Here is a 19,568-nt window from a genome sequence, read left to right as displayed (position 1 = left end):
GTATACAGAACATGGACTATTCCCTCATCACAACGCGTCTCGGCGAGCAGATTCGGCAGCGCCGCCTCAATCGAGGGCTTACGCAAGCCAGGCTCGCTGCGTTGGCAGCCGTCACACGGCAAAAGATAATCGCCGTAGAAAAAGGTGACCTCTCAGTAGGCATGACAGCCTATGCGCGCGTGCTCGGGGCGCTGGATTGTGAGCTCTCGGTCATACCCGCTGTCATGCCTACACTGGATGAAATTGAGGGAGTATTCGACTGATGATGACCACGCTGCAAGAGCTACTCCGCTATCGCCGAAGCAATCCGTCTGTTCTGTGCCCCCGACCAGGTACAGGACTCATTGGCCCAGCTATTCGCCATCGTGACCCTGAGCTGTATTGTCGGCAACGGCGACGCCCACCTGAAAAACTTCGGTTTGCTGTATTCCAACCCCACCCAACGAGATGCACGGCTCGCTCCAGCTTACGACATCGTCAACACCACGGCTTACATCCCCGAGGACGTGTTGGCACTGGATCTGCTCGGCAACAAGTCGCTATTCGCCTCGCGGCAGGGCCTACTGGATTTCGCCCAGATCTGTGATGTGACACGTCCAGAGGAGGTGATTTCCGGGCAACTTCAGGCACTGGAGCAAGTACTGGCGCGTTCGGTTGAGCTGAACGAGCGGGCGCCGGAGGTCATCGCTGCGGTCAGGCGATGTGCTGAGCCGTTTATGAAAACTTTTGGATAGCGAGCCGTTGGGCTTCGTGTCGCGACCTTTGGCAACTGCAATTCCAACAGACAGATGAATGCACGAATGTTCTAGACTCACCTCCTGACGTCAGCGATAACCAATCGCTTTCATCGATTCAGGTGTTTTATGCCTTCCACACACTGGATAGACCTCGCTCGCGACTTTGATACAGGCATCGAGACGCTGCACGCGCACTTTCAGGGGCATGCCTATGATCCCCATTGGCATGACAGCTATCTGGTGGGTGTTACCCGGCAAGGTGTGCAGCAATTCAATTGCCGCCGTCAGCGCCATGCCAGCACGCCCGGGCAGGTGTTCACACTGGAACCGGGGGAAATTCATGATGGCAATGCCCCGTGCGCCGAAGGGTTCACCTATCAGATGCTGTACCTGGACCCGCATTGGCTGAGCCGGGAGCTCAGTGGGTTGTTCGATCAGGCTCCCGACCAGCATCTGCCTTCTTTCGCCAACACCCTGCAAACCGAATCACGGCTGGCTCACGCGGTCACGTTCGCTTTCACGGCGCTGCATCAAAAAGAACTACGTATCGTTCGTCAAAGCGCGTTGGATGAATTACTGGCGCAGCTCATTGATCGGGTGCAATGGCGACGCATGACCGATCCCGATCCGCGCTTGCCGCAAGTGGCCTTGCGGGCGAGGGATTATCTGCACGCGCATCTGCATCAGGACGTGGGCATGAACGAGTTGGCAACTGTTTGTGGCGTTGACCGCTTTCGCCTGACTCGGGCGTTCAAGGCCGCCTTCGGCCTGCCGCCTCATGCATATCTGGTACAGCTGCGCCTGGCCAAGGCCCGTCGAATGCTGGCAGCCGGAATCTGGCCCGCTCAGGTGGCCAGCGATCTGGGCTTTGCTGACCAAAGCCATCTGGGCCGCTGGTTCATGCGCGCCTACGGACTGAGCCCGGCGGCCTATCGCTTGCGCTGCTCAAACCTTCCAGACTGATCCTGTGGTATGTCGCAGCATGGGCTTTTTCAGCCCTGGATTGCCGATCATGCTGCCTTTCATTCTGTTCGCCTTCGTCGCCTCGATTACCCCCGGCCCCACCAACATCCTTGTATTAAGCAACAGTGCCCGCTTCGGCTGGCGCGCCGTCGTACCGTTGATTCTGGGAGCCTGCACCGGCGCTGCACTGTTGGTGTTGCTCGTCGGCATGGGTGTCGGCCACTCACTGCTCGCGATCCCCAATGCTCAGCGCGTCATGGCATGGGTCGGCGTGCTGTGGCTGACCTGGCTGGCCTGGAAGACAGGTGCCAGCCCGACCGACTCAATCGAGCGGCAAAACAGCCTACCGATGGGCTTTATCGGTGGCGCAGCACTGCAATTAGTAAATCCCAAGACCTGGGTCATGGCGCTGGCGGTGGTCAGTGTATTCAGCCAGAGCAACCCGGTGTCTTACCTGGCGCTGGTGTTCTTTCTGATTTCCTTGCCCTGCCTCGGCAGCTGGGCGTTGATGGGCGCAGGCTCGACCCGCTGGCTCACATCGCCTTGGCGAGTGAAGTGCATGAATAGAGTGCTGGCGGTTTTGTTGCTGCTGGCGGCGTGGATCGGTTTTATGGACAGTGTCTGAACGTGTGCGGCATGGGTTGGCAGCAGGCACGCGAGGAGTCGGCTTCATTTCAAATCAAAGGCTGCTCTTGTCGAGCAACTCGACTATTTGCTTGTGACGTGAGTTTTGCTCTTTAACTTGCTGGTTTGCTCTGCGGTCGTCATCTCTTTTCACCACAGAGCGTGTATGGCGTCAGATTATTCCGGTGCTTGCGCGCCGCTGGTCCTGGACAGCTCAACAGGTCGGGCTGCCGCATTGAAGAAGGCCAGGTGATAGGCCAGGCCTACGAACACCGCACCGCCCACCGCGTTACCCAAAAATACCGGAACGAAGTTGTCGCCGAACTGCGCCCAGCTCAAGGCACCGGCAAAGATCGCTGCAGGAATGACGAACATATTGGCGACGATGTGCTGAAAGCCGATCGCGACGAATGCCATCACCGGAAACCACATGCCGACCACTTTACCGATCACGTCCTTGCTTGCGTAGCTGAGCCACACCGCCAGGCACACCAGCCAATTGCAGCCAATACCCGAGATGAATGCCTGTTCGAAGCTGGCCCCCACCTTGGCATTGGCGATGGCCACAGTCTTGGCCATGAATTGGCCTTCAGTCAGCCCCACCACATGGCCGAAACAATAGGCGACGAACAGCGCGCCGATAAGGTTGGCCAGCGTCACCAGTACCCAGTTGCGCACCAACTGACCCAGACCGATACGCCCGGCGAACAGCGCCATGGGCAGGCTCATCATGTTGCCGGTCAGCAACTCGCCACCGGCCAGCACCACCAGAATCAGCCCGACCGGAAACACCACAGCGCCAAGCAGATTGCCCAGCGACGCCCACTCGTGAGGGATCATGGTGCTGACATGAATATCGAGAAGAAACCCGAGGGCAATGAAAGCCCCTGCCAGAAAGCCCAGGATCATCAACGACGACAGGCCCAAGTGGGCTTTCTTGACGCCACTTTCGACGGCAATTTCAGCGATTTGCTGCGGGGTATTCAGAGACATGGTGGGCTCGTGCGTGGTCGTGGGCTGAGCGTGGGGAGTAGAAGCTCAAGCGGTGCGCGCATCTGTCGCACGGGGAAACAACGTTACGGAATGTTTCGAAGGATGGCTAATCGGATGTTTTGATCGGGTGATTGAGAGGGTCGATGACTGGGGAGGATGCTGTGGGGGGAGTGGGCTTATAGTTGTTTGGTTGGCAGGTTTGTAGTGGGTCAACTAAACCGGGAGTATCAGTTTTTTTGTGTTCGGGCTGGTTAGGGCCTGCCGTCAGGCAGGCCCTTGTTTTACCAGCTCGGTCTGGTAAATCGGTCTCCGTACAGGATCGCAAATTGATTCATTGCCACTTTCCAGTCGTGTGCCGCATGACCCCAGTTAGCGGTGATGTTGCGCAACCACGCAAATTGATTCATTGCCACTTTCCAGTCGTGTGCCGCATGACCCCAGTTAGCGGTGATGTTGCGCAACCCAAGCCATATCAGTTTCGTCGCGGCCTCATCGGTCGGGAAGTGCCCTCGAGTCTTGATGATCTTGCGTAACTGGGCATTGATGCTCTCGATGGCATTGGTCGTGTAAACCACTTTGCGGATGCCCGCCGGGAAAACAAAAAACGGTATAACCCGATCCCAAGCGCGACGCCATGCAGCAACCACAGTCGGATACTGCTTGCCCCAGGGGCCCGCTTCAAAGGCGTTAAGCTCTTGCTCAGCCACATCGGCATTGATCGCCTGGTAGATCGGCTTGAGTGCTTTGGCCAGTGCTCGACGTTTATCCCAAGCGGCATAGTCCAAGCTGTTGCGGATCAGATGCACGATGCAGGTTTGCAGCGTCGTGGCAGGAAAAACCGCCCCCAACGCCTCCGGTATTCCTTTGAGGCCATCCGTGACGGCGATCAGAACATCTTCAACGCCACGAGTCTTGAGGTCGTTGAACACCTTCATCCAAAACTTGGCACCCTCGGTGCTCTCGATCCATATACCCAGAATGTCGCGCGTGCCATCAGGTAATACCCCCAGCGCCAGATAAATAGCCTTGTTGCACACTAACCCCTCGTCCCGGATTTTGACCCGTAACGCATCGAAGAAGATCACCGGATACATCGGTTCCAAGGGTCGTTGCTGCCAAGCGCCCACCTCTTCCATGACCGCATCGGTGACTGAGCTGATGAAGTCATGGGACACGTCAGTTCCATACTGCTCAGACAGAAAAGCGCGGATCTCACGCACCGTCATGCCCCGGGCGTACATGGCAATTATCTTGTCGTCGAAGCCTGTAAAACGTCGTTCGTGCTTGGGAATCAGGATCGGGGCGAAGCTACCATCGCGGTCTCTGGGGATATCCAGGCGGAGCGGCCCGTCGTCGGTCAGAACCGTCTTGCTGCTTTTGCCATTGCGCTGATTGGTCGACTCCTCAGGGCGCTCCGCGCCCTGAGGGTAACCAAGGTGGTGACCCAGCTCGGCGCCTAGCGCACGCTCGATCAGAGCCTTCTTGAACAGTCTTGAATGGCTTCGGCGCTCATCGGGCCTTTAACAAACTGCTCGATCAGCTCTTGGGGAATCGAGGGCAACTCCCTCGCTGTTGCATTGGCGGACTTCTTTTTGGTCGGCATACATGCACCTCTAGCTACATGTTATGCCCGAACACAAAATTTCTGACAGTCTCTTTCACAGGGTCCCTCACTTCTGCGCACATCTGCCCTCGTATCAAACAGCCTCGCTCATCCTCTTCCAAAGGCTCCGAGCAAGCACGCAAAGCGTGCTTTTCTCGGAGACGGATTGGCATAGCGTTCAACTATTGTAAGGACTTCGCGACATCACTTCGCCGCGAGTTGTTGAGCCTGCTGCAACTGGTCGGGTGATATCTTATTCTCGCGTGCCTGTTTTACCAGGGCGTTGTTGGCAGTCGCCAGGCCAGCGCTGAGGGTTGAGATCTCCGTGACCAATGCGCCGATTTTGGATTTTTTGATTTCGGGATCCATATTCTGATCAGCCATGAGCGCCTGTAACTCCTGCTGTTTCTCCTCAATTTGTCGCTTAAGCTCGCGGATCATCTTGAGGGTTTTTTGCGTCTGGTCTGGTAAGCCGCTTGATTCGATATCGGCATTCGACTTTGCCTGTGGCTTCTTGTCGTCGGCAGATTTCTGAATACTCGCCTCAGACAATGAAACCTTTACCCCTTCGGCAGGAATTGCAGTTGTAGCTGCAGAAGACGACTCAAGCGATTCATCTGTGACGTCGGCACTGTCAGGCCTGGGCGCAGGGACGACCGTTGGCGTGTAGCTAAAATTGGAGAGCTGAGTGGTGATGTTCAACGTATATGCCTCATGAGATGTCCGCAGTACGCCATTGGTACGGAAATGTAGCAAAACGTATCATTTCTGAATTATCGGCCGATCCAACCAAATCTTTAGGTTTTTGGGGGGTGCCAATCGCTATTCAAGCGGAAACGCCAACGAAGTTCGCGACGGCTCGACATTGACGCCTGTGCTGCCCAATCGGCTGCGGCACAACGGCACTATTCCGGTAAATCGATTTGAATGGCGCGGGTGCCGATCTCTGCGCCGGTCTCGGCATCAATCACGACAGGCTTTACGTCAGTTCCGGTCTCGGCGTCTTTGAACCAGACCAGCTTGCCTTCTCCGCGGTGCTTCCGTCCCCAGGCAGCTATCGCAAAAAGCACCGGCCAATAGTCGCGCCCAGCCTCGGTTAGCACGTACTCATCACGCGGTGGGCGCTCTGAATAACGACGCTTTTCGAGTAGCTTTTCCTCTGTGAGGGTTTCGAGACGTTTAGTCAGCATGGTCGGGGCGATACCGAGGCTCTTCTTGAACTGATCAAAGCGCGTCAATCCTGAATTAGCATCTCGCAAAATCAACATCGACCAGGTGTCGCCCAGAACGGCCAGGCTACGCGCAATAGGGCAAGTGCCTTGAGTTGGGTCTTTAGTGTTCATATCATTTCCGTATTAACTCAATACTGAAACGATACTATCAGGTGTGCAGCCACGAGTCCAACAGGGTTTGGACTCGTGAAAAGTCATCCATTCGAGGCGTGGGGAGGGCAGAAATTCAATGGCTCCCGATCCCCAGGCTGAAGCGCGTCAGGATCGCAACACCGCGCCCCCAACGAACAGAGGTTTGAGCTGACAGGTAGGTGGGAAAAGATTTTTCACTGTCAGTATCATTTCGGTATTGACTAGGTACTGAATCGATACTATCGTTCATCCATCAGCCTCACCTCAGAAAACAGACGCGATCAGTGACGCTCAAATCGCTAAAAAACTGGGGCAGGGGGTCGGCATCAAAGTATGACGCAATCCCAAAAACCACCGACCGTGATCTTGCGGTCTGTTAAAACACGCCCACGAGAGTACTAAGATGAAAAAAACAGTTTTGGTTACCGGAGCATCGTCTGGCTTTGGATTGATTCTTGCCAATAGCCTTCACAAACAGGGCTATGAGGTGATCGGCACCAGCCGAGAGCCCCAAAAGCACGCAAGCAAAGTACCTTTCAAACTCTTGCAACTGAACATTGATGATGATGTTTCAATTGCGTCATTTGTCACAGACCTGTTCAAGCATATCAAGCGGCTCGACGTTCTCGTGAATAATGCTGGCTATATGGTCACGGGCATAGCGGAAGAGACCTCTATTGAACTGGGCCGCAAACAGTTGGAGACAAATTTCTGGGGCACCGTGAAGGTAACCAACGCTTTGCTTCCTTATTTTCGAGCACAGAAAGGAGGGAAGATCATCACGGTCAGTTCTATTGTAGGCCTGATCGGTCCTCCCAACCTTTCTTACTACACAGCTTCAAAGCACGCTGTCCAAGGCTATTTCAAGTCTCTGCGATTCGAGCTGGATCAATTTAACATCAAGGTCAGCATGGTTGAGCCGGTCTGGTTCAAAACGAATCTGGGCGCACATGCTGTATCGGCAGAAGGAACCCGAATTGCCGATTACAACAATTACAGAAGGAAGGTTGAAGCAACAACCCAAAAAGGTATTGATGCAGCAGAAAAGCCCGATGCTGTTATCAAAAAAATCAATAGCTTGATCGAAGCAAAGAATCCTAAATTCAGCAATCCTGTCGGCAAAATGACTGGAATGATTTTGTTCTTACAGAGTTACCTGCCCAGCATGTTTGAAGGCTCAATTCTTAAGAGCGTGAAAACAGCTTAAACTCTGACGTTTAAAAGCAAAACAAGTCTTTAGCCAGAAAATAAATTCACGTACGTGCTGATGGTGGTTAATGTTTGGCAACGGCCAGGTGATCAGTCACGTCTCCAGTATGGGTTTTAAAATGAAATACTACTTTTGCAAGTTCGTACCGCCGCGCGCTGATTTTCTGAGCACCTTGTCTCCCGAAGAAAAAAGCTTGATGCAGTTGCACGGTGACTATTTGAACGCTCTTCTCGAAAAAGGAGTGATCGTCGCCCACGGGCCTGTACTTGAACCCCCGATAGGATACGGAATGTCTCTTTTTCAAATCGGAGAAGACGTTGAAATTGCTTCCTTTACCTCTGAGGACCCGATTGTGAAAAATGGTGTCGGCCATTATGAACATTATGCAATGCCACATTTGAAATACCGTGACCAAGAAAAAACGTCCGACTGAACTGCGTCACCGAGCAGGTGCAGGGGTTTCTCCCATAGGGCTTCAGCCAGTCTGAACGTTCTTCGTATCTAAAGGAATGCTGGAGCTTGACCCAAGATTTCCTTATACAACATTTAAGAAGGCGTCTAAAAAGGGACTGGCAGATAGCTATGGAACCAGATACGAGTTGAACAGCGGCCTGTAGGGGGGTGTTCCATCCCTACAGGCCACGAAATCGTCAACCGTTACGTTGCGTGATGGCGGACTCAATCCAGTTCGCGAGATTCGCCGAGATGTCATTGTAAGCATCAGAAGATTTAGGGTTGAAAACCAGAGGTTTCACTACCTTGTCACCTGTCTTGAAAGTGTATAGGTCGAAAGGGTTCGCACCTTGGCTGGACGTTCCTTTATTGGGGCACGAGAGGTTGTGAATATAGACGCCAAGCAAAGCTTTACCTTCTTCCCAAGCTTTTTTGATCTCGTACTGAACCCAAGGACGCTTGGACGTATCGCTACCTATGAGCACTACGACACAGGACTTCCCGCTCATGTTTTCTTCGATCCAAGCCTTGATCGCGGCGTCACCCTTCTTCTTAACTTCCTCCCAAGTGTTGGCGGTAACCGCTGCGTTGCCTTCAATGACCCCCATGTTGCGGATCTGCTGGACACGCATGACATCGTTGTCGAAATGGAAGCTGTAGAACACCTTACGTTTTGCCATGTTTATTTCCCTAGGCGGTTAAGAATTGCGACGATTTTGATAATAATTTCTTTGCGTTTGATCTGTGGGTCGCAGATCTCTTCGATCAGTGGGCGCATCCACTCAACACCTTGGAAGAGCTCATCTCTTGCGGAAATCATTTGCCAGACTGATTGAGCCGCGAATCCTGTGGCGCCAACCGGAATGATGACGCACCCCTTGTCTATGGCGATCTGCGCCTCCCTGATTACGCCGCCTGCTTCAATGATCTTGCCTTCTGCGCTTCGCTTGTTGCCAAACACAAAAATGGCAATGCCGGTCAGCCCGATCATGCGTTGGCGGTATTGCTCCCAGAGCTGTTGCAAGTCTGCAGCCTTCGTCGCCACCTGCGGAAAAGGCCGCATGATCAACTGGTCTTCAGAGAATTTCTCAGGATTGGCGTAGATCGCTTCCAGCGCACCGTTGATTACTGCGCTACCCACGCCCCAGCCGAAACCATTTACAACGCGTAGGTTATTCTTGACCAGAGAGGCGGAGAGGGTATGGATGAATTCCTGAGCTTCCTGCTGACCCCATTCGCCGAAATCTTCGGCACTGCCAGATATGAACACCGTCTTCTTCAGGAAGCGGCTTTCGATTTCCTGCAAAATGACAGGCACGTCCTCATAATTGTCGATAAGCAATGACTGAATACCGTAACGCTTCAGGTCGTCGATACGCAGATCCTGTTTGCGGCGCTTGTAGGCCTTGACTTCATCATCGTCTTTGGGGGCGATCGGTTCCCGGCGGACAAAGCAGTAGTGGTTGCGTTTGGTAGTGGTGTGGAGGCGGCTAAGCACGTAGTCCAGATTCGGATCAGTAAAGCTGAAGCCGATAAACAGGAAAGTCTTGGAGACAAGGTCACCACTCAACGCCGTAACAAAGGCCTCATGCGTGCGGTAGTAACGCTCGTACTGTTCTTTGTAGAGAACGGCGTCGTTCGGGTGATGGGCGTCACCGTGCATCTTGTACACCACCGCATCTCGCTTCGGCCGGGTCGTGTTGAGTTGCGCAACGCTGTGCTTGACGTCCGGAACCTTAAAGGTGCGTTTCAACGCATCTTCGACAAGAGTGTCGTAATTCGTTGTCCAGTACGTGCGAATTGGCAAGCGGGCCAGGATCTCATGGGTCGTCGATGGTTCAGCCTGTTCGGAAAACTCTTCCAGGATTTTTCGAGAAAGCTTCGCTGGGCCTTTGAGTTTGTTCACGTGAAATTGCGCTAGAGAAATCAGGTCGTCCTCTTGCTCGATCTTCAGATCCAGCTCGTCCGCGATGTCTCTCAGTAACTCTTTCCAATCAACAAAACCGGCACCCTTTGACATGCCCGCGCCAGCAAAGACCGCAGCATTATCCTCACTTAAATCTTTGACAAATTCTTTGATAAACGAATTGATTTCGCCAGAGAAGGCCATTTCACGTCCTTAACGTCGATCACCTTGAAAGCCCTGCTCGCGGCCAGCTTCGCCTCAGACTGTCAGTCTGCGAGCACAACATGCTGTCTAAAACTTTGTCAGGAATTGTTCACCGTGACTGCCCGCGCTCACGTGGCGTGTCTACGAGCAAGGCTTTGGTCAATGTTTAGCCTTGATGGGATCCAATTCATGATTGCGGAATGTACTCGCAATAATGTCGAAAGGCTACTGTTGGAATGTCGAGCTTCATCGTCTGGCGCTGTAATTGAATATCGATCGAAGCCTATTCCCATCATCCGGGCAGGGGGGGAGTAGCCTAAATCACGCCTTAGCAGACGCAGCCTTCAATCGTGCGCACGCTTACAATAATCCACGAAGTGGTGCTGGCCGATCACTCCAAAAATAGAACACGCCATTCGTTTCAGGGCTTCGATGCGCAGAAGCATGGTGCCATAGGGCTCGACAATATCTACCACTACGCTGAAGTAGAAAGGCCCGACACACCTTAAGCGTTCGCGGGGAGGTCCGCAGGCCTCCTCACATTGCTCGGAATGTACGTCCCCATTCCAGCATGCTCAAATTTCCAAAGGAGTAGGAGTGCAGTGGTCAACTTTTTCCGGACACCTCAATCGGTGATCGTCAGGCCGCATCGACTCTACGATCGGGCAAAGCACCTTTTAGTGGCGGTCTTGGAATCCAAGCCGTCGGGATTGCTTCATCAGTTTGCCAGGCTTTGAGCGCATTCAGATGCCCGGGAACTGACTCCAAGCGGCGCCGAACTTCCAGGTTTATGAGTTGTTCAACTTGGGCATGGTCGTTGAGTAAACCCAAGGGTGGGAACAGAGAAGGAACTGTGGCCTCAGCAATGGATTACAAGTCTATGCGAGCGCGCTGACAAAGATCGCATCGTTTTCAAATCTGAGGAATCGCTGACTAGAGCCTAGGAAAACCTCGAAGACGCAGGAAGTAGGGCGAGGAACTCGATGATTTGGTTGGATTCTGGTAATTCGAGGCAAACCACGGTTTTTACTCACTGGTGACACCGGGCGTGGCAGTTACAAATAGATACAATTTAACATAATATACATTATGCGTACCTATACATACGTCCTTTGTGAGCCCTGGCCACCAGATTTGAAGCCCGAGAACTGCCTCCTGGCTATTCAACAACGTGAACATCGAAGCCCCTCACACTTCAGTATCCGACTCAATCGCAGCGTGAGCTTCAACACATCGTGATCGCCAGCTTGAGACGATCAATGACGGACCGAGCCATTGCGCGCGGATGACATCGAATCAGCAACCCAAGTCACCACTCGAACTCAAAGCGTTTTACGGTAAAGTGTCCGCGATGGTACCAGCGCCCGCTAGACCTGAAATCAAGGACTGATGATGAAACGGACAATAGCGATTTTAATTGCCTGTATAAGCTCACCAGCATGGGCTGTAGATCCCACGACCCTGCCAATGGTCGTGCAGATGCAAAAAGCTGCCAATGCAGCGACATGCGAGTCATACAAAGGCGACACATCGCCGCTGGGCAAGGCTGTAAACAAACAGTGCCGAAACCGAGCCAAAGCTGAGTTTGAAGGCATGCAAGATGAAAAGCCGCTAAGGGACTGCATCAAGCCAGGCAACGTTATAGACGATGATGTACGCAAGTGTATGAAAGGCATTTAACAGCTCTGCCAATACCCGCCCTGTAGCCTGATGAGCTAATAGGTGATAAATATGACAGTGCCGAGGCTTGGAACGGCAACCCTCGCCTGTTTATACTTATACAATGGGCACACTCTCATATAACTCAACTAAACAGACATTTAGTTGAGTTATATGAACAACCCGATCACGCCTGATCCTCCACGCCTCCGTTCGCTTTGCCAACTGATCTGAGCGAACTGTCAGACAGCCGCAAGGCAGCCTACCGCCACACAGGCACAATCACCCCGGCCCAAGCATACGGGCACTCAAGCTGTTGCCTGCACCCAGCCATATAAATTCGCACTCTGGTCATGAAAGCTTCATTAAATTCCAATGGCGTTGTCATACGTAACGTCACTTACAAACTCCCACAATTAGCATGACCAAGCTGAACTCCAGCTGTCTGTCTGCGATTACCTAAATGAAAGCTGAACACCACATTAATAATTCTACATATTGTCATGACGACATTGTTATCCCCATATAACCCGCCCTACCCTATGGCTCACAAGCGCTGCAATGCGCCACAAAAAACCAACGGCGTCTGGACAATATTTTGATGTTTGAGCCCCTATCTTCGCGACACTTGCTTTCGTCAGCAGGCCGTTTCTGGTGTCCAGCGAATGTGCCCATACACATTGCGCCACTTGCAGCCGCTACCGGTATTCCCGTCTTGGCAGCTCGCCGTTGATGCACGTCTATGTTTATGCCCCCGTGTCATGCGTTTTTTTCTGTGTTGGCTATATTGGCTATGAAACGTAAATTGGAAAAATATCTATGAGCCAGGCTTTTCTTGCTTTTTCACGGCCTTCCATAGGCGATGAAGAAGTTGCTGCGGTGACTCGTGTGCTGCGTTCCGGGTGGGTCACAACCGGGCCGGAATGTCAGAAGCTTGAGGAGCAATTTGCGGTGCGGGTTGGCGCGCAACATGCGGTTGCGTTGTCGTCTGCTACCGGGGCGATGCATGTTGCGCTACTGGCACTGGGTGTGGGGCCTGGCGATGAAGTGATTACGCCTTCGCAGACCTGGGTGTCGACGGCCAACATGATTTGCCTGCTGGGGGCCACTCCGGTTTTTGTAGACGTCGACCGTGGCACTCTGATGAGCAGCGCAGCGCTGATAGAGCAAGCCATCACGCCACGAACCAAAGCGATCGTGCCGGTGCATTACGCTGGCGCCGCATTCGATCTTGATCCGCTTTATGCGCTGGCAAATCGGCACGGCATTACTGTGATAGAAGACGCTGCCCATGCGACCGGAACCGCTTACAAGGGTCGTCCGGTCGGCAATCAGGGCACCGCGATATTTTCATTTCACGCGATCAAGAACATGACCTGTGCCGAAGGTGCAATGTTCGTCACCGACAACGCGCAACTGGCTGATCGGGTGCGCCAACTTAAATTCCATGGTCTGGGTGTCGACGCCTACGACCGACTGACGCTGGGTCGCAAACCACAGGCAGAAGTCATGGAGCCAGGCTTCAAATACAACCTGGCCGACCTGAATGCGAGTATTGCCCTGGTGCAGTTGCAACGCCTTGACGCAATCAATGCAAAGCGTCAGGCGCTCGCCAGCCACTATCTCGAACGGCTGGCCGCGAGCCCGGTCCTTCCCCTCGCCCTGCCCCGCTACGCCCAGCACCACGCCTGGCATCTGTTCATTCTGCGCATTGACCCCGAGCGCTGCGGGCTGGATCGCGACGCGTTCATGAAGGCCTTGCAGGCTCAAAACATCGGCACCGGCATCCACTTCATTGCGACTCACCTGCACAGCTATTACCGCAAGCGTTTCCCTGACGTCTGCCTGCCAGACACCGAATGGAACTCATCAAGGCTTTGCTCTATCCCCCTGTTCCCTGACATGACGCTGGATGATGTCGAGCGGGTTGTCAGTGCCATTGAATCGACCGTGGAATCCAGCCATTGAGACCCTACCCAATCAAGTTTGTGTCGATTGTCATCCCTGTCTACAACGAGCGCCAGAGCTTGCCCGAGTTGCTACGGCGTACTGACGCGGCCTGTAAACAATTGAATCACCGCTTCGAAATCGTGCTGGTGGATGACGGTAGTCGTGATGAATCGGCAGAGATTCTTCAACAGGCCGCACATCAGCCTGGCAGCCCCTTCGTTGCGGTGATTCTGAATCGTAACTACGGTCAGCACGCAGCGATCATGGCCGGTTTCGAGCAGTGCAAAGGTGATGTGGTGATCACCCTCGACGCTGATCTGCAGAATCCTCCCGAGGAAATTCCCCGGCTGGTGGCGCTTGCAGAGCAGGGATATGACGTTGTCGGCACAGTGCGCAGCAATCGTCAGGACTCTGCCTGGCGACGTTGGCCATCCAAGCTCATCAACCTGGCAGTACAGCGCTCCACAGGCGTGGCCATGAACGATTACGGCTGCATGCTGCGCGCGTACCGGCGCACGATTGTCGATGCAATGCTGGCCTGCCGCGAGCGCAGCACTTTCATTCCGATTCTGGCCAACAGTTTCGCGCGGCACACGACCGAGGTATTGGTCGATCACGCCGAACGTGAACATGGCGACTCGAAATACAGCCCCATGCGCCTGGTCAACCTCATGTTTGACCTGATCACCTGCATGACCACTACGCCCTTGCGCCTGCTCAGCATTATCGGCTTCAGCATGGCACTGCTCGGCGTGCTGTTCGCTGCGGTACTGATCGTTCTGCGCCTGATCTTCGGTGCGTCATGGGCCGGTGATGGCACGTTCGTGCTGTTTGCGGTGCTGTTCGTATTCACCGGGGGGCAGTTCATCGGCATGGGATTGCTGGGTGAATACCTGGGCCGAATGTACAGCGATGTCCGTGCGCGTCCGCGCTTCTTCATCGAAAAAGTCGTGCGCAGCTCGTCCGAAGTTGCCAGCGAAAGCGTTGATTCCTCTGTAACTCCCTATATGAACAAGGTTGCGCCATGAGCCCTAAAGCTGTCGTTTTCGCTTATCACGATATTGGCTGTGTCGGCCTGCAAGCGCTGTTGGGCGCAGGTTATGAAATTGCTGCAGTTTTCACTCACGCCGACGACCCCAAGGAAAAAACCTTCTTCGGTTCCGTGGCGCAGCTGTGTGCGCGACACGGCATTCCCGTGCATGCTCCTGAGGACCCTAACCACCCTTTGTGGGTGGAGCGCATCGGCAAATTGGCCCCTGACTTCATCTTTTCCTTCTATTACCGCCAGTTGCTCGGTGAGCCTCTACTGGCGTGTGCCAGCAAGGGCGCATTGAATCTGCATGGCTCGCTGTTACCACGCTACCGCGGACGAGCGCCGGCAAACTGGGTGCTGGTCAACGGTGAGAGCGAAACCGGCGTGACCTTGCATCAGATGGTCAAGCGCGCCGATGCAGGGCCGATAGTTGCTCAGCAACGCGTCTCGATCAGTTCCACCGATACAGCCTTGACGCTCCACGGCAAACTGCGTGAAGCCGCCGCTGACCTGCTTAGTGAAACGCTACCCCTGCTTGCCCTCGGGCAACTTTCAGGCACGCCGCAGGACGAATCCCTTGCAACCTGTTTCGGTCGCCGCACCCCGGCCGACGGTTTGATCGACTGGTCGCTTCCGGCCACGCAACTGTACAACCTGATACGGGCAGTCACGCAGCCCTACCCCGGCGCATTCTGCCCGGTAGGCGAGAACAAGTTGATTGTCTGGGCCGCCAGTGCCGAGGCAGGCAATAACGGCGAAGCACCTGGCACGGTCATCAGCCACGACCCGTTGCGTATCGCCTGCGGTGAGGGTTCGTTGGTGATCAACGCAGGACAGCGCGGCGACACCGGCTTGTACCTCAGTGGCGCACAGCTGGCCCGCGAGTTCGGTCTGGTGGAAGGCTCGCAACTGCTCGATACAGAAAAGCGCCGCCCGGCCCGCCGTACACGCGTGCTGATCCTCGGCGTCAACGGTTTCATCGGCAATCATCTGTCGGAGCGTCTGCTGCAGGACGATCGTTACGAAATCTACGGCATGGACATCGGTTCAGACGCTATCGAGCGCCTGCGAACCAAGCCGAACTTTCACTTCATCGAAGGCGACATCAGCATCCACACCGAGTGGATCGAGTATCACATCAAGAAATGCGATGTAGTGCTGCCATTGGTGGCCATCGCTACACCGATTGAATACACCCGCAACCCACTGCGGGTGTTCGAGCTGGATTTCGAAGAAAACCTGAAGATCGTCCGTTACTGCGTGAAGTACAACAAGCGGGTGATTTTCCCGTCAACGTCAGAAGTCTATGGCATGTGCCAGGACGCGAGCTTCAACGAAGACACATCGAACCTTATCGTTGGCCCGATCAACAAGCAGCGCTGGATCTACTCGGTGTCCAAGCAACTGCTGGACCGCGTGATCTGGGCTTATGGTCAGAAAGGCCTGCAATTCACCCTGTTTCGCCCGTTCAACTGGATGGGCCCACGCCTGGACCGACTGGACTCGGCGCGTATCGGCAGTTCGCGGGCCATCACCCAACTGATTTTGCACCTGGTGGAAGGTACGCCGATTCGGCTGGTGGATGGCGGAGCCCAGAAGCGCTGTTTCACCGATGTCGTCGACGGCATCGAGGCGCTGGCGCGGATTATCGAAAATCGCGATGGGCGCTGTAATGGTCAGATCATCAACATCGGCAACCCCGACAATGAGGCCAGCATTCGCCAATTGGGTGAAGAGCTGCTGCGCCAGTTCGAAGCGCACCCGTTGCGCGACAACTTCCCGCCATTCGCAGGCTTTCGCGAAGTAGAAAGCCAGTCCTTTTATGGCAAGGGTTATCAGGATGTCAGCCATCGCAAACCGAGCATCGACAACGCCCGACAGTTGATTGGCTGGACACCAGGTATCGAGCTGAGCGAAACGATTGGCAAAACCCTGGACTTCTTCCTTCGCGAAGCCATGGCTGAAAAGGCGGATATGCGCTGATGCAGGCAGGCTTAAGAATCGATGTCGACACGTATAGGGGCACCCGTGAAGGCGTGCCCAGATTGCTGGACATACTCGATGAAGCTGAGGTCAAGGCGACGTTCTTTTTCAGTGTCGGCCCCGACAACATGGGACGTCACCTGTGGCGTCTCGCACGGCCGACGTTTTTCTGGAAGATGCTTCGCTCCAGAGCCGCGAGCCTGTATGGCTGGGATATTTTGCTGGCGGGTACGGCGTGGCCGGGCAAGCCGATCGGGCGTGACCTCGGTCCGTTGATGCGTCGTGCTCTGGATGCAGGCCATGAGGTCGGCCTGCATGCGTGGGATCACCATGGCTGGCAAGCCAATGCCGGACGCTGGAACGATCGCCAGTTGACCGCACAGATACACCGTGGGGTCGACTGCCTGAGCGACATTTTAGGCAACCCGGTGATCTGCTCCGCAGCAGCAGGCTGGCGTGCCGACCAGCACGTCGTGCAGGCCAAGCAGGCGTTTGGTTTCCGCTACAACAGCGACTGTCGCGGTGCCACCCTGTTTCGCCCGTTACTGGCTGATGGCAGCCCCGGCACGCCACAGATTCCAGTGGACTTGCCGACCTTCGATGAGATCGTCGGCCCGCAACTCCAGCCGGGGGCCTTCAACGACTACATTCTCAACCGCTTCGCTGCGCGGCGGCTCAACGTTTATACCATTCATGCTGAAGTGGAGGGCATTGTCATGGCAGACGGTTTCAGGCAGCTGTTACAGCAGGCCAACGCCCGGGAAATCGAGTTCAAACCGCTGGGCCGGCTGCTGCCGGAAGCCATCGAGCAACTGCCTTGCGGGCAAGTTGTTCGCGGTCACCTGCCCGGTCGCGAAGGCTGGCTGGGGGTGCAACAGTGATGCACTCCAGATACCGTGATGGCGCACTCCTGTTAGCGGCATTCTTACTGGCCTACCTGCTGCCGCTGGGTTTCCATGGTTTGTGGATTCCCGATGAAACCCGCTATGCCCAGATCAGCCAGGAAATGCTTCACAGCGGCAACTGGATCGCGCCGCACTTCATGGGCTTGCGTTACTTTGAAAAACCGGCTGCCGGTTACTGGCTGATTGCCTTGGGCCAGGCGGTGTTTGGCGAGAACCTGTTCGGCGTGCGCATTGCTTCGGCGATAAGCACCGGTTTAAGTGTCTTGCTGGCCTACCTGCTGGCGGGAAAGATCTGGCGCGACCCGCGCAAAAGCTTCGCCAGCGCACTGCTGTTCATGAGTTTCGGTTTCGTCGCCGGCCAGGCCGGTTACAGCAATCTCGACCCGCAATTCACCCTCTGGACAAACTTGACGCTGGTAGCGTTCTGGTACGCAGTGCACAGCATCGGCCGAGCCCGCCTGCTAGCCTGGGCGGTGGTCGGCGTAGCCTGCGGCATGGGGTTCATGACCAAGGGCTTTCTCGCCTGGGCGTTGCCGGTCATCATCACCCTGCCCTACATGCTATGGCAAAGACGCCTGACCGAACTGCTCAGGTTCGGCCCGCTTGCGGTGGTGATTGCCATTGCGGTCTGTCTGCCGTGGGCGCTGGCGGTACACCAGCAAGAGCCCGACTACTGGCGTTACTTTTTCTGGCACGAGCACATTCGCCGGTTTGCCGGGGACAATGCGCAGCATGCCCAACCCTGGTGGTTCTACCTGCCTCTGCTGATCGCGGCCTGCCTGCCTTGGGCGCTGCTGCTGCCCGTGACATTGAAGCAAGCCTGGCAACAGAAAAGCAGGCCCGATACCGCCTTTCTGCTGCTATGGCTGGTCCTGCCGCTGGCATTTCTGAGCCTGAGCAAAGGCAAGTTGCCGACCTACATACTGCCTTGCCTGCTGCCGCTGGCATTGCTCATGGCTGACGCTCTGGTCGAACGTCTCAATCAAGGCCGTGGCACGGCGTTGCGTGTTAACGGAATAGTTAACGCAGCATTGACCTTGCTCGGGCTTTCAGCGCTGATCTACGTGCAGTTGAAACAGCCCGTGTACGAAAACGAACCGATGCACTTGTTGCTGGCGGTCATCGTACTTACCGGATGGACGCTCACCAACGCCCTGCAAGGCATCCGCCCTTTGACCTTCTGGGCTCTGCCAGCGGTGGGAAGCTGGCTACTGATCGTATTGCTGCCTGCGGCACTACCAAACGACGTGGTGTACAACAAGACTCCCGACCAGTTTGTCGCCAGGCATCAAACGGAGCTGGCAGCCTGTACACATTTGCTGAGCAATGATCTGGGCGCTGCTTCTGCCATGTCGTGGCGCCTGAAACGACCGGACATCGCGCTTTTCAATACTTGGGGCGAGCTTGAATACGGCCTGGGTTATCCGGATGTACAGGGCCGCCAAGTCCGTCTGCAGGACATCGACGCCTGGATTACAAAAGCCCGAAGCGAAGGCAGGGTCGGCGTGATCATGCGTGGCAAGAGTGATGATGAGCTGGAGGAGCTTGAAATGCTTCCCAAGGACGGCCAGCGTTACGACGAAGGCAACCTGGCCATCCTCATTTATGAGAAGTCAGCGCTATGACCTGGCTGATGCTCCTGAGCGCATGCCTGCTGACGTGCCTGGGCCAAATCGCACAAAAGTACGCAGTGGAAGGCTGGCGCGGGAGATTTCCCGGCGTATGGGCTGCCCTGCGTTCGATATGGCTGTGGCTGGCGATTGCCTGCCTCGGGCTGGGTCTGCTGCTCTGGCTGTTGGTGCTGCAACGCATCGATGTAGGCATCGCGTACCCCATGCTGGGCTTCAACTTCGTGCTGATCACCCTGGCGGGGCGCTATGTTTTCAAAGAGCCGGTTGACCCACAGCACTGGCTTGGTATCGCGCTGATCCTTGTCGGCGTGTTTCAGCTGGGACGCCAGGCATGACCCGCCGTAGCGCAA

At 55.1% G+C, this 19,568-nt stretch carries 17 protein-coding genes and 2 pseudogenes; 13 read left to right on the top strand and 6 right to left on the bottom strand.

The window, feature by feature from the left end; all coding sequences use genetic code 11:
- The first annotated feature begins 11 nt into the window (after nucleotides 1-11).
- From AO068_RS22865 to AO068_RS22850, 4 genes and pseudogenes are all read left to right on the top strand, one after another.
- Nucleotides 12-263, top strand: a complete 252-nt coding sequence (locus AO068_RS22865) for a helix-turn-helix transcriptional regulator (RefSeq protein WP_058401002.1) — start codon at nucleotides 12-14, stop codon at nucleotides 261-263.
- Nucleotides 264-278: 15 nt separating this feature from the next.
- Nucleotides 279-734, top strand: a pseudogene (locus AO068_RS22860) (HipA domain-containing protein); the annotation flags it as partial.
- Nucleotides 735-863: 129 nt separating this feature from the next.
- Complete coding sequence (locus AO068_RS22855) at nucleotides 864-1,700, top strand: AraC family transcriptional regulator (protein WP_058401001.1); 837 nt, start codon at nucleotides 864-866, stop codon at nucleotides 1,698-1,700.
- 49 nt (nucleotides 1,701-1,749) lie between these two features.
- Nucleotides 1,750-2,325 (top strand): LysE family translocator, encoded by a 576-nt coding sequence (locus AO068_RS22850; protein WP_058401000.1) that lies wholly within the window; start codon nucleotides 1,750-1,752, stop codon nucleotides 2,323-2,325.
- 176 nt (nucleotides 2,326-2,501) lie between these two features.
- Here AO068_RS22850 and AO068_RS22845 read toward each other — a convergent pair whose 3' ends face one another.
- The 4 genes and pseudogenes from AO068_RS22845 to AO068_RS22830 form a co-directional block, all read right to left on the bottom strand.
- Nucleotides 2,502-3,317 carry a formate/nitrite transporter family protein gene (locus tag AO068_RS22845; RefSeq protein WP_058409532.1) on the bottom strand — a complete coding sequence of 272 codons (816 nt, stop codon included), beginning with the start codon at nucleotides 3,315-3,317 and terminating at the stop codon, nucleotides 2,502-2,504.
- 281 nt (nucleotides 3,318-3,598) lie between these two features.
- Nucleotides 3,599-4,920, bottom strand: a pseudogene (locus tag AO068_RS22840) (IS256 family transposase).
- A 204-nt stretch (nucleotides 4,921-5,124) separates the two neighbouring features.
- Nucleotides 5,125-5,622: a hypothetical protein gene (locus AO068_RS22835; RefSeq protein WP_227449417.1), complete on the bottom strand. Its 498-nt coding sequence runs from the start codon at nucleotides 5,620-5,622 to the stop codon at nucleotides 5,125-5,127.
- A gap of 203 nt (nucleotides 5,623-5,825) precedes the next feature.
- On the bottom strand, nucleotides 5,826-6,263 hold the full coding sequence (locus tag AO068_RS22830) for a winged helix-turn-helix transcriptional regulator (RefSeq protein ID WP_058402940.1): 438 nt from the start codon (nucleotides 6,261-6,263) through the stop codon (nucleotides 5,826-5,828).
- 424 nt (nucleotides 6,264-6,687) lie between these two features.
- On the opposite strand from AO068_RS22830, the gene AO068_RS22825 reads away from it, so the two are divergent.
- Together AO068_RS22825 and AO068_RS22820 are read left to right on the top strand one after the other, a co-directional pair.
- The gene (locus tag AO068_RS22825) at nucleotides 6,688-7,491 is read left to right on the top strand and encodes an SDR family NAD(P)-dependent oxidoreductase (RefSeq protein WP_058409531.1); all 804 of its coding nucleotides are present in this window, start codon (nucleotides 6,688-6,690) and stop codon (nucleotides 7,489-7,491) included.
- Nucleotides 7,492-7,561: 70 nt separating this feature from the next.
- Nucleotides 7,562-7,927 carry a YciI family protein gene (locus tag AO068_RS22820; RefSeq protein ID WP_230016220.1) on the top strand — a complete coding sequence of 122 codons (366 nt, stop codon included), beginning with the start codon at nucleotides 7,562-7,564 and terminating at the stop codon, nucleotides 7,925-7,927.
- Nucleotides 7,928-8,144: 217 nt separating this feature from the next.
- On the opposite strand, the gene AO068_RS22815 is transcribed toward AO068_RS22820, so the two are convergent.
- Complete coding sequence (locus tag AO068_RS22815) at nucleotides 8,145-8,627, bottom strand: TIR domain-containing protein (RefSeq protein ID WP_058409530.1); 483 nt, start codon at nucleotides 8,625-8,627, stop codon at nucleotides 8,145-8,147.
- Between the two features lie 2 nt (nucleotides 8,628-8,629).
- A complete protein-coding gene (locus AO068_RS22810) occupies nucleotides 8,630-10,057 on the bottom strand; it encodes an SIR2 family protein (RefSeq protein WP_058409529.1) in 1,428 nt (475 codons plus the stop codon).
- Nucleotides 10,058-11,446: 1,389 nt separating this feature from the next.
- On the opposite strand from AO068_RS22810, the gene AO068_RS29530 reads away from it, so the two are divergent.
- The 7 genes from AO068_RS29530 (at nucleotide 11,447) to arnE (ending at nucleotide 19,553) form a co-directional block, all read left to right on the top strand.
- Nucleotides 11,447-11,737 carry a hypothetical protein gene (locus tag AO068_RS29530; RefSeq protein ID WP_058409528.1) on the top strand — a complete coding sequence of 97 codons (291 nt, stop codon included), beginning with the start codon at nucleotides 11,447-11,449 and terminating at the stop codon, nucleotides 11,735-11,737.
- Nucleotides 11,738-12,535: 798 nt separating this feature from the next.
- Nucleotides 12,536-13,684, top strand: coding sequence for a UDP-4-amino-4-deoxy-L-arabinose aminotransferase (gene arnB / locus AO068_RS22800; protein WP_058409527.1), 1,149 nt, complete (start codon nucleotides 12,536-12,538; stop codon nucleotides 13,682-13,684).
- Nucleotides 13,681-14,694 (top strand): undecaprenyl-phosphate 4-deoxy-4-formamido-L-arabinose transferase, encoded by a 1,014-nt coding sequence (arnC, locus tag AO068_RS22795; protein ID WP_058402916.1) that lies wholly within the window; start codon nucleotides 13,681-13,683, stop codon nucleotides 14,692-14,694. Before arnB ends, arnC begins: the two co-directional genes overlap by 4 nt.
- Nucleotides 14,691-16,682: a bifunctional UDP-4-amino-4-deoxy-L-arabinose formyltransferase/UDP-glucuronic acid oxidase ArnA gene (arnA, locus tag AO068_RS22790; RefSeq protein WP_058409526.1), complete on the top strand. Its 1,992-nt coding sequence runs from the start codon at nucleotides 14,691-14,693 to the stop codon at nucleotides 16,680-16,682. Before arnC ends, arnA begins: the two co-directional genes overlap by 4 nt.
- Nucleotides 16,679-17,563 carry a 4-deoxy-4-formamido-L-arabinose-phosphoundecaprenol deformylase gene (gene arnD, locus AO068_RS22785; protein WP_404944464.1) on the top strand — a complete coding sequence of 295 codons (885 nt, stop codon included), beginning with the start codon at nucleotides 16,679-16,681 and terminating at the stop codon, nucleotides 17,561-17,563. Before arnA ends, arnD begins: the two co-directional genes overlap by 4 nt.
- On the top strand, nucleotides 17,563-19,212 hold the full coding sequence (arnT, locus tag AO068_RS22780) for a lipid IV(A) 4-amino-4-deoxy-L-arabinosyltransferase (protein WP_058402913.1): 1,650 nt from the start codon (nucleotides 17,563-17,565) through the stop codon (nucleotides 19,210-19,212). The genes arnD and arnT overlap by 1 nt, the downstream gene beginning before the upstream one ends.
- A complete protein-coding gene (arnE, locus tag AO068_RS22775; RefSeq protein ID WP_058402912.1) occupies nucleotides 19,209-19,553 on the top strand; it encodes a 4-amino-4-deoxy-L-arabinose-phosphoundecaprenol flippase subunit ArnE in 345 nt (114 codons plus the stop codon). Before arnT ends, arnE begins: the two co-directional genes overlap by 4 nt.
- Nucleotides 19,554-19,568: the final 15 nt, after the last annotated feature.

The organism is Pseudomonas sp. ICMP 3272 (assembly GCF_001466905.1).
GTDB lineage: Bacteria > Pseudomonadota > Gammaproteobacteria > Pseudomonadales > Pseudomonadaceae > Aquipseudomonas > Aquipseudomonas amygdali.
Note: the sequence above shows the minus strand (reverse complement) of the source record. Positions and strands in the feature narration are given on the sequence as shown.

What these genes read in the sequence shown, in the direction of transcription:
- AO068_RS22865 (WP_058401002.1), top strand. Translation starts at nt 12, where the DNA reads ATGGACTATTCCCTCATCACAACGCGTCTCGGCGAGCAGATTCGGCAG.
- AO068_RS22855 (WP_058401001.1), top strand. Translation starts at nt 864, where the DNA reads ATGCCTTCCACACACTGGATAGACCTCGCTCGCGACTTTGATACAGGC.
- AO068_RS22850 (WP_058401000.1), top strand. Translation starts at nt 1,750, where the DNA reads ATGCTGCCTTTCATTCTGTTCGCCTTCGTCGCCTCGATTACCCCCGGC.
- AO068_RS22845 (WP_058409532.1), bottom strand. Translation starts at nt 3,317, where the DNA reads ATGTCTCTGAATACCCCGCAGCAAATCGCTGAAATTGCCGTCGAAAGT.
- AO068_RS22830 (WP_058402940.1), bottom strand. Translation starts at nt 6,263, where the DNA reads ATGAACACTAAAGACCCAACTCAAGGCACTTGCCCTATTGCGCGTAGC.
- AO068_RS22825 (WP_058409531.1), top strand. Translation starts at nt 6,688, where the DNA reads ATGAAAAAAACAGTTTTGGTTACCGGAGCATCGTCTGGCTTTGGATTG.
- AO068_RS22820 (WP_230016220.1), top strand. Translation starts at nt 7,562, where the DNA reads ATGTTTGGCAACGGCCAGGTGATCAGTCACGTCTCCAGTATGGGTTTT.
- AO068_RS22815 (WP_058409530.1), bottom strand. Translation starts at nt 8,627, where the DNA reads ATGGCAAAACGTAAGGTGTTCTACAGCTTCCATTTCGACAACGATGTC.
- AO068_RS22810 (WP_058409529.1), bottom strand. Translation starts at nt 10,057, where the DNA reads ATGGCCTTCTCTGGCGAAATCAATTCGTTTATCAAAGAATTTGTCAAA.
- AO068_RS29530 (WP_058409528.1), top strand. Translation starts at nt 11,447, where the DNA reads ATGATGAAACGGACAATAGCGATTTTAATTGCCTGTATAAGCTCACCA.
- arnB (WP_058409527.1), top strand. Translation starts at nt 12,536, where the DNA reads ATGAGCCAGGCTTTTCTTGCTTTTTCACGGCCTTCCATAGGCGATGAA.
- arnA (WP_058409526.1), top strand. Translation starts at nt 14,691, where the DNA reads ATGAGCCCTAAAGCTGTCGTTTTCGCTTATCACGATATTGGCTGTGTC.
- arnT (WP_058402913.1), top strand. Translation starts at nt 17,563, where the DNA reads ATGCACTCCAGATACCGTGATGGCGCACTCCTGTTAGCGGCATTCTTA.
- arnE (WP_058402912.1), top strand. Translation starts at nt 19,209, where the DNA reads ATGACCTGGCTGATGCTCCTGAGCGCATGCCTGCTGACGTGCCTGGGC.